At 65.6% G+C, this 16005-nt stretch carries 13 protein-coding genes; 3 read left to right on the top strand and 10 right to left on the bottom strand.

Annotated elements, in window-relative coordinates; genetic code table 11:
• Positions 1-27: 27 nt before the first annotated feature.
• The gene (locus LH390_RS08710; protein WP_227281683.1) at positions 28-1428 is read right to left on the bottom strand and encodes a sugar porter family MFS transporter; all 1401 of its coding nucleotides are present in this window, start codon (positions 1426-1428) and stop codon (positions 28-30) included.
• 283 nt (positions 1429-1711) lie between these two features.
• On the bottom strand, positions 1712-2836 hold the full coding sequence (locus LH390_RS08705; RefSeq protein ID WP_227281684.1) for a LacI family DNA-binding transcriptional regulator: 1125 nt from the start codon (positions 2834-2836) through the stop codon (positions 1712-1714).
• Positions 2837-3093: 257 nt separating this feature from the next.
• Between LH390_RS08705 and LH390_RS08700 the strand changes: the two genes are divergently transcribed.
• The 3 genes from LH390_RS08700 (at position 3094) to araA (ending at position 7058) form a co-directional block, all read left to right on the top strand.
• Positions 3094-4698, top strand: coding sequence for a xylulokinase (locus LH390_RS08700; protein ID WP_227281685.1), 1605 nt, complete (start codon positions 3094-3096; stop codon positions 4696-4698).
• 92 nt (positions 4699-4790) lie between these two features.
• Positions 4791-5492, top strand: coding sequence for an L-ribulose-5-phosphate 4-epimerase (locus tag LH390_RS08695; protein WP_227282716.1), 702 nt, complete (start codon positions 4791-4793; stop codon positions 5490-5492).
• 51 nt (positions 5493-5543) lie between these two features.
• Positions 5544-7058, top strand: a complete 1515-nt coding sequence (gene araA / locus LH390_RS08690; RefSeq protein WP_428845000.1) for an L-arabinose isomerase — start codon at positions 5544-5546, stop codon at positions 7056-7058.
• Positions 7059-7147: 89 nt separating this feature from the next.
• On the opposite strand, the gene LH390_RS08685 is transcribed toward araA, so the two are convergent.
• The 8 genes from LH390_RS08685 to LH390_RS08650 all read right to left on the bottom strand — a co-directional run bounded on the left by LH390_RS08685 (position 7148) and on the right by LH390_RS08650 (position 15675).
• Positions 7148-7366: a hypothetical protein gene (locus LH390_RS08685; RefSeq protein WP_227281686.1), complete on the bottom strand. Its 219-nt coding sequence runs from the start codon at positions 7364-7366 to the stop codon at positions 7148-7150.
• A 225-nt stretch (positions 7367-7591) separates the two neighbouring features.
• A complete protein-coding gene (locus LH390_RS08680; protein WP_227281687.1) occupies positions 7592-9052 on the bottom strand; it encodes an NAD-dependent succinate-semialdehyde dehydrogenase in 1461 nt (486 codons plus the stop codon).
• Between the two features lie 18 nt (positions 9053-9070).
• The gene (locus LH390_RS08675) at positions 9071-9838 is read right to left on the bottom strand and encodes an aldolase/citrate lyase family protein (RefSeq protein ID WP_227326811.1); all 768 of its coding nucleotides are present in this window, start codon (positions 9836-9838) and stop codon (positions 9071-9073) included.
• Positions 9823-10608, bottom strand: coding sequence for a 2-oxo-hept-4-ene-1,7-dioate hydratase (gene hpaH / locus LH390_RS08670; protein ID WP_227281689.1), 786 nt, complete (start codon positions 10606-10608; stop codon positions 9823-9825). Before hpaH ends, LH390_RS08675 begins: the two co-directional genes overlap by 16 nt.
• A gap of 63 nt (positions 10609-10671) precedes the next feature.
• Positions 10672-11784, bottom strand: coding sequence for a 3,4-dihydroxyphenylacetate 2,3-dioxygenase (gene hpaD / locus LH390_RS08665; protein ID WP_227281690.1), 1113 nt, complete (start codon positions 11782-11784; stop codon positions 10672-10674).
• Positions 11785-11830: 46 nt separating this feature from the next.
• Positions 11831-13333, bottom strand: coding sequence for a 5-carboxymethyl-2-hydroxymuconate semialdehyde dehydrogenase (gene hpaE / locus LH390_RS08660; protein WP_227281691.1), 1503 nt, complete (start codon positions 13331-13333; stop codon positions 11831-11833).
• A gap of 58 nt (positions 13334-13391) precedes the next feature.
• A complete protein-coding gene (locus LH390_RS08655; protein ID WP_227281692.1) occupies positions 13392-14117 on the bottom strand; it encodes a GntR family transcriptional regulator in 726 nt (241 codons plus the stop codon).
• Entirely contained in the window at positions 14104-15675 is a 1572-nt protein-coding gene (locus LH390_RS08650; protein WP_227288197.1) for a fumarylacetoacetate hydrolase family protein, read from the bottom strand. Before LH390_RS08650 ends, LH390_RS08655 begins: the two co-directional genes overlap by 14 nt.
• Positions 15676-16005: the final 330 nt, after the last annotated feature.

Raw genomic sequence — 16005 nt, 5'->3', positions numbered from 1 at the left:
CCGCACCGCAGGTCGCGCCGCGCCGGGCTACTGCACTGCGGGCTGCACACCCGCGTGGGCTTCCTCGATCTCCTCGAGCGAGTGACCGCGAGTTTCCGGCACCCGGGTGGCCACAAAGATCACGCCAGCGATGCAGATCAGGCCAAAGATGGCAAAGACCATGTCTTGGGGCATGGAGGCGGTCATGATGGGGAAGAGCAGGCCGATGGCAAAGGAGCCAATCCAGTTAAAGGAGCTGGCCAGGCCGCTGGCGCGTCCGCGTACCAGCAGCGGGAAGATCTCTCCGACGAGCACCCAGGTCAGCGGTGCCCAGGTAAAGGAGTAGAACGCCACGTAGAGCGACAGGAACACCACGATGAGCATGGGGTTGGCGTTGTCCGTAAACAGGTTGATAATTGCCGGCAGCAGGAAGGATGCCGCCATGACGGATCCGCCCATCATGAGCAGGGTCTTGCGGTTGAACTTGTCTGCGATGACCAGGAAGACCAGCGAGCCGATCACCAGAATCGCGCCCTGAATGATGGGCCACATCAGGGCGTCGGACGCCGCGGTGCCCGTGGCGCTTTCCACGATGAGGGGAATGTAGTAGAAGATCGCGTTGGCGCCCTGGAATTGTTGGAAGGCGGCGACGCCCACGCCGGCGATGACCAGGTAGCGGTAGCGGCTCGACAGCAGCGTTGACCAGGAGGTGCTGGCGTTGGCTTGTTGCTCGATTTCGGCGTTGCGCTGAATTTCTGCCAGCTCCGCGTCGATGTCTTCGGGTGCGCGGATGTAGCTGAGCACCTGGCGGGCTTGGTCGTGGTTGCCGTTTTTCACCAGGAATCGCGGGGATTCGGGCAGCTTGAGCACGCCGAGGAACAGGATGACGGCAGGAACGGCGGCCAGGGCCAGCATGGAGCGCCAGGCCCAGGTGTGCGGCAGGTGGCGCAGGAACCAGGCCATGATGTAGCTGAGCAGCATGCCGGAGACGATCATCGTTTGGTTGAGTCCGGAGAGCCGTCCGCGCAGTTCTGCGGGCGCCATTTCTGACATGTAGGCGGGCACGAGCGCGCTGGCTGCGCCGACGGCCAGGCCGAGCAGGATGCGCACGGCGATGAGGTAGAGGGTGCCGTTGGTGGGGGAGATGCCGCAGAGGATGGATCCGAGGGCGAAGATAATCGCGGCGACCAGGATCATCTTTCGGCGGCCAAAGCGGTCGGAGAGCTGGCCGGATAGCGCGCCGCCGAGCACGGCTCCCAGCATGAGGGAGGAGGTGATCCATCCGATGGTGGCGGCGTTGTCCTGGAGGTTCCAGTCATGTTGGAGGAAGGGCAGGGCGCCGGTCATCACTCCGATGTCGTAGCCGAAAAGGATCCCGCCGAAGGCACCGAAGAAGTAAATAAAGCCGCGGGGGATCGACTTTTCGGTGGGCTGGGGGGCAGTGCTCATGAAGGCCTCCTAGGGTCAGGTCGAGGGGCGTACCGTGCGGTACCCCAACTAATGAGCGCTAACAACGTGTTCATACATGGTATGAGGATTGATGTTATCCAAATGAGAGCGCTAACAATTAGTGATCGGGATCACTTTTAAACCCTGGAGTGGCAAAGGTGCAGCTCCGGGCGCTCGGTCGCGGGCGGAAGGGGGCGTCGAAAAGCGAAAAAAATACCCCCTTTGAGGGGTAGCGCTGCGCATGCATCCCGCTTGGCGACGCCCCCGTGCCCCCGCTTCGCCCCTACTGCCGCGGTGGGGCCGTGGATCCGCGAATCACCAGCGTCGCAGGCACCGGTTCCGTGACCGGCGTGCGCCCCGCGATCATCTCCAGCGCGGCACCGATGGCCCGGGAGCCGAGCTCCGAAAAGTCCTGGTGCACCGTGGTCAGGCCGGGGGTGTAGTAGGCCACGCCGGGGATATCGTCAAACCCGACCACCGAGATGTCCTCCGGCACCCGAATGCCTTGAGTGTGGCAGGCCGCCAAAAAGCCCAGCGCCATGTGGTCATTGGCGCAGAACACGGCCGTCGGCCGGGCGGCGGGAGGCAAGTCGGCCACCCGCATGCCCGCCTCGTAGCCAGAAGCCGGATTCCAGTCGCCCGAGGCGATGCGCGGCTGCACCCCGTGGGCCTCGCACTCGCTGAGCGCACCCTGGAGGCGGCGCTGCGCATCCACCCAATTGCTCGGGCCGGTTAGCAGCGTGATGTCCCGGTGCCCCAGCTCCAGCAGATGGGAGACCGCCAGGCGTGCGCCGCCCGCCTGGGACACGCTCAGGCAGGTCAGCCCCTCTAGGTCGGCGGGGCGCGGGCCCAGCACGATCAACGGGACGGCCAGGTTCAGCGCGCCGGCGAACCAGACCAGGGACTCCCGCGAGGCAATGACCACGATGGCCTCGACGGAGCGCTCCAAAAACTCGTTGAGGGCCGTGCGAAATTGCTCGTGGCTTGTCTCGGCGATGGTGGCAATCAGCGTGAGGTAGGAGTTCTCCCGCGCGGCGCGCTCCAGTGAGGCCAGCGTGCTGGTCGGCCCGTACTGAAAAGAGCCGACAGCGATGACCCCAATGAGCCCGGATTGGCGCGTGACCAGCGCCCGGGCGGCGAGATTCCTGCGGTACCCCAGCTTGTCTATGGCTGCCTGCACCCGCTGCTTGGTTTGCGGGCGTACCCCAGGGGACTCGTTGATCACCCGAGAGACGGTTTGGTGGGAGACCCCAGCCTCGGCGGCGACCTCGGCCATGGTGGGGTTGTGGCTAGCGGTCCTTGGAGCGCTGGTGGTCTCGGTGGCCTCGGCTGTCTCGGTGGTCTCGCTGGAGGAGGATGCCCCCGAGTGGGGGGAAGGTCCTGTGGGGCTGTGGTCTCGGCGAGGCATGGTCACGCTGCCTTCTAGTGGCTTGGGGGTGGCGGGCAAAGGGCAAGGTCAAGCCTAAGGCTTTCAGGTACATGCGGCTGGCGTGGGGGCGTGCGGGCGCTTCCCCGGTGGGTGCTCCGGGCTTCACCGCTGGATGTGAGCGATCACATTTAAGGAGAGGAATGTGACCGGAGATGCTAGCGTTGCAGCTATACCCCTAAAAAGTCCATGGATAAGCCAAATGAGCGTTCACATTCGAGCGAAAGGACAGCCCTGGCATGACCTCCACAGGAACCCCCACCCTCATACCAAGCGATGCGCTATACCTCGGCATAGAACTCGGCTCCACCCGGATCAAGGCCTGCGCCGTGGATGCCTCCGGAACCACCGTGGCAACCGGCGCCTCGGAATGGGAAAACACCCTGGTCGACGGACACTGGAGCTACCCTCTCGACGACGTGTGGAAGGGCCTTCAGCAGGCCTATAGCCAGCTCGCCCACGCCCTCGCGGAGCACACCATCGAACCGCGCTTCCGCGCCCTGGGGGTGTCCGCGATGATGCACGGCTACCTGGCCTTTGATGACCGCGACGAGCAGCTCGTCCCGTTTCGGACGTGGCGGGATACCTACACCGGCCCGGCCGCGGAGGAACTCACCGCGCTGTTTAGCCGTAACATCCCCCTGCGCTGGTCTATCGCGCACCTCTACCAGGCGATCCTCGATAGCGAACAGCACGTGGCCGATGTGGCGTTCTTTACCACCCTGGCCGGCTATGTCCACTGGAAGCTGACGGGCCGCAAGGTCTTAGGCGTGGGCGATGCCGTGGGCATGTTCCCCATCGACACCGCCACCGGCGACTATGACGCAACCATGGTGTCTGCTTTCGACGCCCTGGTGGCCGATCGTCCCGGCCCCCGGATCGCCCCGCTGCGCGAGCTGTTGCCCGAGGTCTTGAGCGCCGGCGAGCCGGCAGGCACCCTCACGGCCGAGGGCGCACGCTTGATCGATCCCACCGGGGCCTTGCGCCCCGGGATCCAGTGCTGCCCGCCGGAAGGCGATGCCGGAACGGGCATGGTGGCCACCAATGCGGTGCGTCCGCGCACCGGAAACGTCTCCGTGGGCACCAGCATTTTTGCCATGGTGGTCCAAGACGAGATCTCCCGGGCCGTTCACGCAGAGATTGACCCGGTAGCCACCCCGGACGGCTCGCCTGTGGCCATGGTCCACTGCAACAACGGCACCAATGAGCTGTCCGCCTGGATGGAGCTGTTCGCCCAGGTGGCCGTGGCTTTTGGCCACAGCCAGATTGCCAATATGGATGACGTCTACCAGGTGCTGCTCACCGAGGCCCTGGCCGGGGATGAAGACGCCGGCGGCCTGCTTGCCTACAACTACCTGTCCGGGGAGCCCATCACCGGGTTGGATCAGGGCCGTCCCTTGATCGTCCGGGGTCCGACCTCCACGCTGAGCGTGTCCAACTTCCTGCGCGCCCAGGTCTATGCCGCCTTTGCCACCTTGGAGCTGGGCATGCGCATCCTGCGAGAGGAGGGCACGGATATTGACGTCCTCTTTGCCCACGGTGGGCTTTTCCGCACCAAGGGCGTGGGCCAGCGGTTGTTGTCGGCGGCCCTGAATACGCCCGTGGGGGTGGCGGAATCGGCGGCGGAGGGTGGCGCCTGGGGCATTGCCATCCTGGCGCGCTACCTGGACGCGGAGGCGGGCTTAAGCCTCCCGGACTTCCTGGATAAGCAGATTTTTGCCAACGCCACCCCGGAGGTGGTGGAGCCCCGTCCCGCCGCGGTGGAGGGGTTTGAACAGTTCTTGGCTCGCTATGAGGCCGGCCTGGGCATTCAGCGCGTGGCGGTGGAGTTGTTGGGGGACTAGTGCGCCCGCACCCGGCGGCGCTGGGAGTCCTTCCTAAAGATGTGAAGAAGTGGAGTTGAATTCGAGTGGTTAGTCAGCAGTCTGTGCAGTCTTTGCACGAGTATTCGGCGGAGGTGCGCCGTGCCGTGGCAGACACCCGCGCCCGGGTGGCCGCGTTGCACGCGGAGTTGCCGCGCTGGGGGCTGGTGGTATGGACGGCCGGAAACGTCTCTGAGCGCGTGGTCGTGGATCCGAGCGGGGTGGCCTCGGATAAGGATCTTTTGGTGATCAAACCCTCCGGGGTCAGCTATGACGAGCTGACGCCCGAGTCCATGGTGGTCTGTGACGTCAAGGGCCGGCTCATCGACGGGCAGGGCAAGCCGAGTTCGGATACCGCCGCCCACGCCTACGTCTATGAGCACATGCCTCACGTAGGCGGAGTGGTCCACACCCATTCGACGTATGCGTGCGCGTGGGCTGCCCGCGGCGAGGACATCCCCTGCGGGTTGACCATGATGGCGGACGAGTTTGGGGGCCCGGTGCCGGTGGGCCCGTTTGCCATCATCGGGGATGACTCCATCGGGCGCGGGATCGTGGATACGCTGCGCGATTCGCCTTCGCCTGCCGTGCTGATGAAAAACCACGGGCCATTCACCATAGGCGCCACGGGCCGGGCGGCCGTCAAGGCCGCCGTGATGGTCGAAGAGGTGGCCAAGGCCATGCATCTTGCCCGCCAACTCGGCGAGCTTAGCCCCATTCCGCAGGACAAAATCGACCACCTGTATGACCGCTACCAAAACGTCTACGGGCAATAAGACCGCCCCCAACACGGCGGGATACACACTCAAGATAAGGAGCCGAACATCATGGCTATGAAGAATCCCTTTGAGGGAAAGGAAATCTGGTTTCTCACCGGCTCGCAGCATCTCTACGGAGAAGAAACGCTGCGTCAGGTGGCCGAGCAGTCGCAGGCGGTGGTGAGCAACCTCAATGATGCGGGCAATATCCCCGTGCCCGTGGTGTGGAAGCCCACGCTGACGGATTCGGATGCTATTGCCGATACCCTCGTGGAGGCAGGCGCCCGCAAGGAAGTCATCGGCGTGATCGCCTGGATGCACACGTTCTCCCCGGCGAAGATGTGGATCCGGGGCCTGGACGCGCTGCGCAAGCCGCTGTTGCACCTGCACACCCAGGATGAGGCGCAGCTGCCGTGGGCGACCATCGACATGGACTTCATGAACCTCAACCAGGCGGCCCACGGCGACCGGGAGTTCGGATACATCCTCACCCGGATGGGCATCCCGCGGGTGACGGTGGTGGGCCACAGCAAGGAAGAGCGCGTGACCAAGCGCATTGGCACGTGGGCGCGCGCCGCCGCCGGCTGGGATGAGGCACAGCACCTCAACCTGGTGCGTTTTGGCGATAACATGCGCAATGTTGCCGTCACCGAGGGCGATAAGACCGAGGCTGAGATCGTCTTTGGCACCTCAGTCAACACGTGGGCCGTCAACGACCTCGCCGCGGCTATCGACGCCGTCGCCGACTCCGAGATCGATCGCCTCATCGACGAGTACGAGGAGCTTTACGACGTCGTCCCCGAACTGCGGGCAGGAGGGGCGCAGCACGATGCGCTGCGCTACGCGGCCCGCCAGGAGGCCGCCCTGCGTGGGTTCTTGGAAGAGGTTGGTGCCCAGGCGTTTACGGATAGCTTTGAGGACTTAGGAGCCCTAGAACAGCTGCCCGGCCTGGCCGTGCAGCGCCTCATGGCAGACGGCTATGGTTTCGGCGCGGAGGGCGACTGGAAGACGGGCCTGCTCATCCGCATTGCCAAGGTCATGGGCTACGGCCTGGACGGCGGGGCGAGCCTGATGGAGGACTACTGCTACAACATGGTGCCGGGCCAGGAGAAGATCCTGGGCGCGCACATGTTGGAGGTCTGCCCGTCGCTGACCAGTGCGCGGCCGCGGATGGAGATCCACCCGCTGGGCATTGGTAACCGCCTTGACCCTGTGCGCCTGGTCTTTGATACGGATCCGGGCCCCGGTGTTGTGGTCGCGTGGTCTGACCTGCGGGATCGTTTCCGCCTGACGGCCAACGTGGTCAACGTGGTGGAGCCGGATGCGCCGCTTCCCAAGCTGCCGGTTGCGCGTGCCGTGTGGGAGCCGGCGCCGGACTTCCATACCTCTGCGGCGTGCTGGCTGGCTGCGGGTGCGGCCCACCACACGGTGCTGTCTACGGCGATTGATGTGCAGACGTGGCGGGACTTTGCGCGCATCGCGGGCGTGGAGCTGGCCGTCATTGATGAGGACTCCACGGTGGAGGGATTCGAGGACTCCCTGCGCTGGAACTCGGTGTACCACCGCATCGCCCAGGGGTTCTGATTTAGTCGGCGCGGCGCATCTGACGGAAAGTGGCGCCGCGCCGCCTACGCCGCGGCTTGGTTTGGGAGCCCGGGGAGGACTCCAGATACCTACTCGCTGTCCGCCGAGTCTTCGTTCTTGGCTGTCTCATCTTTGGTCCGAGGCACCGCAAAAAACGAGGGCAGGGTGGTTCCGCTCTCCTGGGCCTGGCGGATCTTGTCCATGACCTGCTGGGCAAGCTGGATGTGCTCTGGTGAATGCTGCTTGTCCCCGCTCGATGATGGGGTATCCGCATGAGACTCGTTGTGATCTGGTGTCGATGCTGGCATGACTACTCCTTTCCTGTGGTGCAGGTGCAGCTGAGTCTACGGGTGGGGCACAGCTCAGTGCTAGCGCCGTGGCGGGCGGAGACGAGCCGCCCTATCCGTCGTTGTTGATGAGTTGAACCGGAAGCAGGCGCCCGGCGGGGGCGGCGGTGCGTGAGCGGAGGCCAGCGAAGGCAGTTTCGGGTGTGCCCGGGCAAGCAGCGTTGACAACCTTGCGAGGCATAACGCTTAGCGCGGCACCGCGATGTACTGGACCTCCGTGTATTCTTCGATGCCTTCGACGCTGCCTTCGCGCCCCATGCCGGAGTGCTTGACCCCGCCAAACGGTGCGGCCGCGTTGGAGATCGCGCCGGCGTTCCAGCCGACGAGCCCGAATTCCAGGGCGTCGGCGGCGCGCATGGCGGTGGCGTAGTCGGCGGTAAATACGTAGGAGGCCAGGCCGTATTCGGTGTCGTTTGCCAGGGCGTAGGCCTCTTGTTCGTCAGAGAAGGTGAAGATGGGCGCCAGGGGACCAAAGATCTCTTCGGTGAACACGCGCGCGGAGGTATCCGCGCCGGTGATGATGGTGGGGGCAAAGAAGTAGCCGTCGCGCTCGAGGGGGCTTCCGCCGCAGACGATTTCTCCGCCATGGGCGGTGGCGTCTTCGACCAGCTCGGTGAGGTGGTCGACGGCGCTGGGCTGGATCAGGGGGCCGACGGTGACGGTTTCATCCAGGCCGTTTCCTATCGTGAGCTCGGCAAAGCGGCGGGCAAGTTCGGCGGTGAATTCCTCGGCGACGTCCTGGTGGACCAAGATGCGGTTGGCGGCGGTGCAGGCCTCGCCGATGTTGCGCATCTTGGCGGCCATGGCGCCGTCGGCGGCGGCGGGGATGTCGGCGTCCGCGAAGACGATGAAGGGCGCGTTGCCACCGAGTTCCATGGAGGTGCGCAGGATGTTGTCGGCGGCCTGCGTGAGCAGGGTGCGCCCCACTGCGGTGGATCCGGTGAAGGAGACCTTGCGCAGGCGGGCGTCGGCAAGCAGTGGCTCGGAGATGGCCGCGGCGTGGGCGGAGGGGACCACGTTGACCACCCCGGCTGGCACGCCGGCCTCCTGGAGGATCGCGGCGAACAGGGCGGTGGTCAGGGGGGTGAGTTTTGCCGGCTTGAGTACTACTGTGCAGCCGGCGGCCAGCGCCGGGGCGACCTTGCGTGCGCCCATGGCCAGCGGGAAGTTCCAGGGGGTGATCAGCAGACAGGGGCCCACGGGCTTGCGGCGGGTGATCATGGTTTGGGTGCCCTCGGGGTTGGGGCTGTAGCGCCCGTAGGTGCGCACGGTTTCCTCGCTGAACCAGCGCAGGTAGTTCGCGCCGTAGGTGACCTCGCCGCGGGCCTCGGCAATCGGCTTGCCCATCTCCAGGGTCATCAGGGTGGCAAATTCCTCGCTGCGTTCCCCGATGAGGTCATAGGCGCGGCGCAGGATGTCGGCGCGCTCCTGCGGGGCGGTCGCCGCCCACTGGTCTTGGGCGGCCACGGCGGCGTCGAGGGCCGCGCGGGCGTCGTCGCTGCTGGCAGCGGCCACCTCGGCGAGCACCTCACCGGTGGCCGGGTTGTGCACGGGGAAGGTTTCGCTTGTCGACGCCCCCCGCCACCGCCCGCCGATGAGCAGTCCGGTAGGCACGGAGCTTAAGAGCTTTTCCACGTTGGCAGACATGAGTGTGTGTACCTTTCTTTAGAACTGCGACACTGCGGCGCGCACAGCCTGCGCAAGCAGCTGGACATCTGCACCGATATTGACAAATGTAGCGCCGGCCTCCAGGTAACCGCGGGCCGCGGCGAGGTCAAAGGAGTTGACCCCCACCGGGGTGCCCGTGGCACGCACGGCGGCGATGGCCTGGGCTACCGCGGCGCGGACGTCGGGATGCTGTGGGTTGCCCAGGTGGCCCATCGTGGCGGCCAGGTCGGAGGGGCCGATGAACACCGCATCTACGCTGTCGACTCGGGCGATGTCCGCGGCCGCGGCGACGGCCTCCGGTGATTCGATCTGAACGGTGAGGCTGAGCGTCTCGCTCGCCCGGGCCAGGTAGTCCGGCACGGCGTTCCACCGCGAGGACCGCGCGAGCGCGGAGCCCACCCCGCGCACGCCACGCGGGGGGTAGTGCATGGCCGCGACCGCCTCTTGGGCAATGCTCGGCGAGTGGACCATCGGGACCATGAGGTTTTGGGCGCCCAGGTCCAAGAAGCGCTTGATCACCACCGTGTCACACGTGGGCACCCGCACCACCGGGATGGCAGGGTAGGCGCTCACCGCGCGCAGCAGGTCGGTGACCGTGGAGAGGTCGTAGGGGGAGTGCTCGGCGTCGATAAGCACCCAATCCGCTGCCGCCGCGACGATCTCCGCGGTCGCCGCGCTGCCCGCACTCGCCCACAGGCCGATGAGCGGATCCGGGCCGGCAAGCGCGGATGCGAAAGTGGGGGGAAGGCTCACTGGAAGCGGCACGTGATCGCCCCCAAAGAACCAAAGTCTGCGTGCACCGAATCCCCCTTGTTCACCCACATGGGCTTGGTAAAGGACCCGGCCAAGATGATGTCCCCAGCGTGCAGCGTATCGCCGTGCTCGGCGAGCTTATTGGCCAGCCAGGCCACCCCGCGTGCCGGATGGTTGAGAATCGCTGCGGCCACGCCGGTGTCCTCCAGCTGCTCATTGCGGTAGAGCAGCGCAGACACCCAGCGCAGATCCACCGCGTCCGGGCGCACCGGATTGCCGCCATAGACCATCGCCCCCATAGCCGCATTGTCGGCGATGGTGTCCACGATGGTGCGCCCCTCCATCTCAATGCGAGAGGACAAGATCTCCAAGGCGGGCACCACGTACTCGGTGGCGCGCAACACATCAAAAATGCTGACGTTCGGCCCGGAAAGATCGGCGCCCAGGATGAAGGCCAGCTCCACCTCAATGCGCACGTTGGAAAACTGCCCATGCTCAATAACCGCACCGTTGTCGTAGACCATGTCCGCGAAGATGGCGCCATAGTCCGGCTCGGTGATCCCCGTCGCCTCCTGCATCACCTTGGAGGTCAACCCAATCTTGCGCCCCACCAGGCGGCGCCCGGCGGCAATACCGCGCTGCCTCCACACGTTTTGGACCGCATAAGAGTCCTCCACGGTCATATCGGGGTACTCGGCTGTCAGCCGGGGAATCATGGAGCGGTCAGCCTCCGCCTGGCGCAACGCGTCGGCGATGGCCACCAGTGTCTGCTTATCAAGCATGAGGGCCAGTCTTCCTTCCTTTGCCTTGCAAGAAACTTTTCCGGGCCAGCGTGGGGGCGCCGGCTAGAGCTGGTTGCCCAGCTTGAATTCGCCCAGCTTCCACGCCGGCATCGAGGCGGTGCCTTCCTCACGCCGGGTGTAGGAGAAACCATCCGCGCCGATGGTCTCCTCCAACTCGGAGGCATCAGTGCGAGTCACCAGCGGGACAAGGTTGCCGTCCAGGTCCAAGACCCGGGAAGCATCCGTGTACCAGGACGGCACGATGGGCGTTCCCCACCAGTCCCGGCGCTGATTGTCATGCACGTCCCAGTTGACCACCGGGTTATCCGGGTCGCCCGTGTAGTAGTCCTGAGTGTAGATCTCCACACGGTGGCCATCCGGGTCGCGCAGGTACAGGTAGAACGCGTTGGACACGCCGTGGCGTCCAGGCCCACGCTCGATGCGGTCAGACAGCCGCAGCGCGCCCAGCTTGTCGCAGATGGACAAGATGTTGTGCTTTTCGTGGGTGGCAAAGGCGATGTGGTGCATCCGGGGGCCATCCCCACCGGTCATGGCCGTGTCATGGACGGTGGGCTTGCGCCGCACCCAGGCGGCATACTCGGTGCCCTCCGAATCAGTGATGGTCTCCGTGATCCGGAAACCCAAGTCCTCCATGAACCGGCAGGCCGTGGGAACATCCGGGGTGACCTGGTTGAAGTGATCCAGGCGCACCAGCGCGCCGGGCGAGTAGAGCTCGTAGTGCCAGGCCAAGCGCTCAACGTGCTCGACGTCGTAGAAGTACTCCACGGGGAAGCCCAGCGGGTCCATCACGCGCACCGAATCGCCGATGCCCTTGACAAAGCCGTCCTTGCGCCGCTCCACGCGGCAGCCGCGGGAGCGGTAGAACTCTTCTGCAAGGTCCACATCTTCCGGTCCGCGGACCCGGTAGCCAAAGACGCCGATCGCGGCCTCCGGGCCTTCCCGCAACACAATGTTGTGGTGGATGAACTCCTCCAGGGAGCGCAGGTAGATCTCTTTGTCGTCCTCCTCGGTGACAACCAGGCCGAGGACGTCGACGTAAAACTCACGTGACTTTTTCAAGTCAGTGACCACAATTTCCATGTACGCGCAGCGCAGAATGTCAGGGGCGCCTTCCGGGCACGTACGAGAAGCAGGCAGGTGGGTGGGGGTGGACATGGCAGATCTCCTTGGGACAGGTGAGGGGGAAAAGAAGGGGCGTGAATTACTGCTTTCCAAAGACGGGGTTGTGGACCTCGCCTAGGTTGATGTGGACTGCTTGCTGGTCGGTGTAGAACTCAATGGAGCGGTAGCCGCCCTCATTGCCCAGCCCGGAGGCCTTCACACCGCCAAACGGGGTGCGCAGGTCACGGACGTTGTTGGAGTTGAGCCAGACCATGCCGGCATCGACCGCCTGGGCGAAGTTGTGGGCGCGGCGCAGGTCGGAGGTCCACACATAGGCGGCCAGGCCGTACTTGGTGTTGTTGGCCAGCTCGAGGGCTTCTTCCTCCGTGTCAAAGGGCGTAATGGCTACCACCGGGCCAAAGATCTCCTCCTGGAAGATGCGCGCGGAGGGATCGACGTCCACGAAGACGGTGGGCGAGATGAAGTTTCCGGTGGGAAACTCTGCGGGGCGCTCCCCGCCGGCGACCAGGCGTGCTTCCTTCTTGCCGATCTCAATGTAGGAGCAGACCTTCTCATAGTGCTCCGGGTGGACCAGGGCGCCGACCTCGGTGTCCGGGTCGGCGGGCAGGCCCACCTTGACCCGGCTGGCCTGCGCGGCGTAGCGCTCGACGAACTCGTCATAGATGCCGCGCTGGACCAGGATGCGCGAGCCCGCCGTGCAGCGCTCGCCGTTGAGGGAGAAGACGCCGAAGATGGTGGCGTCGATAGCCGTATCCAGATCCGCGTCATCGAAGACAATGGCTGGGGACTTGCCGCCCAGCTCCATGGACAGGCCCTTGAGGAAGGGCGCGGCGTTGGCAAAGATGATCTGCCCCGTGCGCGACTCTCCGGTAAATGAAATCAGTGGCACATCAGGGTGCTTGACCAGGCTATCGCCGGCGTAGCCTTCCTCGCCGAAGCCGTTGACCATGTTGAACACGCCGTCGGGCAGGCCCGCAGCGGAGAAGATCTCCGGCCACAGGGATGCGGACAGCGGGGTGAATTCGGCCGGCTTGAGCACCACGGTGTTGCCGGTGGCCAGCGCGGGAGCCAGCTTCCAGGACTCCAACATGAACGGGGTGTTCCACGGGGTGATCAGGCCGGCGACGCCGATGGGCTTGCGGTTGACGTAGTTGATCTGGCGGCCCGGAACCTTGAACGCATCATCGGCCTGGGCGACGATGAGGTCGGCGAAGAAGCGGAAGTTCTCGGCGGCGCGGCGGGCCTGACCCTTGGCCTGGCTGATCGGCAGGCCGGAGTCGAAGGACTCCATGGCGGCGAGTTCGGGTTCGCGCTGTTCAATCTGGTCGGCGATGGCGTAGAGGACCTGGGCGCGCTCCCGCGGCAGCAGGGTGGGCCAGGGGCCGTGGTCGAAGGCCTGCTTGGCTGCGGCGACGGCGGCGTCGATATCCGCCGGCTTTCCTGAGGCGGCCTCGATGTAGGGCTCGTTGCTCACGGGGTCGATGACCTCGAAGGTGGAGCCATCGACGGAGTCAACGTACTGGCCGCCGATGTAGTGGCGCAGCTTCTCAGGAAGATTCTCCGGACGTGCTGAGTGTGGCATGGAGGTGTTCCTTTCGTGTCGAGTAGGGCAGGGGGGGAGGGGTGCAACGGGGCGGGGATTACCCGGGCTCGTGCAGGCGGGAACTCTGGCGGTTGCGCTGGGGGCGGCGCGGTGTGCGGTGATCGTGGCCGCCTGTTTGGTCCGCGAAGGTGGCGGAGGTGCGCAGCCGGTGATCGCGGGCGTAGGACTCAATCCAGGCGGCGTCGCAGTGGCCCTCGATCAGGCGCAGCAGCATCTCGTGTTCAACTACTGATTCGCGGGCGCGCTCGGGGATGAAGGAAAAGATGGACTCGCGCAGGTAGTCCAGGCGCTGCCACTCCGCGTAGATCAGGTCGATGAGGCGCTCGTTGGGGCAGGGCAAAAAGAGGGTCTCGTGGAACTTCTTGTTCAGCTGGGTAAACGTGGCCGGCTCGAAGCCGTCTTCATCGCTGAGCGCGCGCTCCATCTTCTCGTTGAGCTCCCGGGCCGTGGAGATGTCGGTGTCGCGGATCAACGGGGCAGCCAGCGCCGTGGCGCGGGACTCCAGCAGCGCGACGGTCTCCATGACGTCGAAGTACTCGTTGGACTCGACCATGGTGACCTTGGCGCCGACGTTGCGCTCGAAGCTGACCAGGTTTTCCGCCTCAAGCTGGCGGATGGCCTCACGCACCGGGATGACAGAGACGTCAAGGGTCTCCGCGATGGTGCTCAACACCAGGCGGTGGCCGGGTGCGTAGGAGTGGTCAAGGATCTTGCCCCGCAGGTAGTTGTAGGCCCGCTGGGTCTTGGTCTCATTGCGCGGCATCGGAATCCTTTGCGTCTTGGTCTGGTGCGTTCAGCGCTTCCACGGGGTGGGCCGCGACATAGTCCTGGTAGTCCTGCTTCCAGTGCCCGCTGGGCGGGAAGAGGCCGTCGAGGCCGTGGCCTTCGGCGACGCGCTCGGCCACCCAGGCGTCTTGGTGTTCCTTGCGCAGGGCGGCGGTGACTACCTCCTCGGCGATGTCGCGGGGGATGACAATCACCCCGTCGCTATCGCCCACGATGATGTCGCCGGGAATGACGGTGGCGTTGCCGCAGGCGATGGGGACGTCGCGGTCCCAGGGCACATGCTTGCGCCCGAGCACCGCCGGGTGGGTGCTGCGGCTAAACACCGGCAGCGGGATGCTTGCCACCTCTGCGGCATCGCGCACTCCGCCGTCGGTGATGATGCCGGCCGCGCCCTGGTGCGCGGCGCGCAACGCCAGGATGTCGCCGAGCGTGCCGGATCCGGACTCCCCGCGAGCCTCGATGACCAGCACCTCGCCGGGACGCAGGGCGTCGAAAGCCTGCTTTTGCACGTTGTAGCCACCGCCGTGGGAGGAAAACAGGTCCTCCCTGTTGGGCAGGAAGCGCAGGGTGGCGGCAACTCCCACGATCCGGTTGTGGCCGCCCAGGGCGTGGACGCCCTCGATGGAGACGTTGTTTAAGCCCCGGGCGCGCAGCTGCGCGGACAGGCCCGCCACCGGGCAGGCCTCCAGCAGGGCGCGCAGGCGGGGCGGCAGCGCCCGGGGGTCGGCGGGCAGGCCGGCGCTTACCCGGTCGCCGTAGGCATCGACGCGCTGCTTGTCATCGATGGACGGCAGCATGCCCACTGCTGGATCGAAGTCGCCGGGTCCGGAGATAATCTGCGTGCGCAGCCGCCCGCTGCTGGTGGCCTGGGGGGCGTCGGGGACGTCCACCTCTACCTCGACGGTGTCGCCGGGTTGGATGACCGTAGAACCTGCGGGGGTGCCGGTGAGGATGACGTCCCCGGTCTCCAGCGTCATGTGCTGGGAGAGGTCGGCGACGAATTGGCTCAGCGGGAAGATGAGATCGGCCTCGCTGGTCCCGGATTGCTGAACCAGCTCGCCATTGACCCAGGTGCGCAGCCGCAGCCGGGTGGGGTCTATACCGGCAGCGGGGATGAGCGTGGGGCCCAGCGGTGTGTAGCCGTCGCGCGACTTGCTGCGAATGTTCGAGCCTTTGTCCTGCGCGCGGTAATCGTATATCCCCAGGTCATTGCTGGCGGTGACCCAGCCGACGTGCTCCCAGGCGGTGTCCGCGGAGATGCGGTGGGCCGGGGCGCCGATGACCAGGGCGATTTCTCCCTCAAAGGCGAGCAGGCTGGTGCCTTCTGGGCGTTCGACCTGTGCATCGGTTCCCACGACGGAGCTGGGGGCTTTGAGGAAGTAGGAGGGGTGGGCGGGCCGCCGGCCGCGTTGGGCGGCGCGGGATTCAAAGGCGGTGTGCACGGCGATGATCTTCCCGGGGTTGACCGGGGCCCCATTGCGGTGCCCGAGCTCCGCGGCGGGGGGAGTCGGGGGTGGTGAAACGGGGGTAGTCATTGAAGCTCCTTTGGGGTTTGGCTCGCAATCTGAGCGCGATCGTATATGATCGCCTGCAACCCCGCAAGTGGTTAGCCTCACAGCCACTCATGGATGTGTGCCCACACACCTTGGGGTTGGGAAAACTCAACGCAGACTCCGGCCAGGCCCCACATGCCACCGGCTCACCGCCGAAGGCGGCGCCAGCCAGTGGCACTGGTGGCACCAGTCGCACCTAGCGGCACCTAGTCGTACCCAGTAGCACCCCGTGCCACCTGGTGGCCTGACCGAGGTCGTAGCTTCCCATCGCTCGCGCTCAACTGGTTGTGAGCATGGGCCGAAGGAGGAGAA

Origin of the sequence: Corynebacterium uberis (assembly GCF_020616335.1) — a bacterium.
Taxonomy (GTDB): domain Bacteria; phylum Actinomycetota; class Actinomycetes; order Mycobacteriales; family Mycobacteriaceae; genus Corynebacterium; species Corynebacterium uberis.
This window is presented reverse-complemented; position numbering and strand designations above follow the sequence as displayed.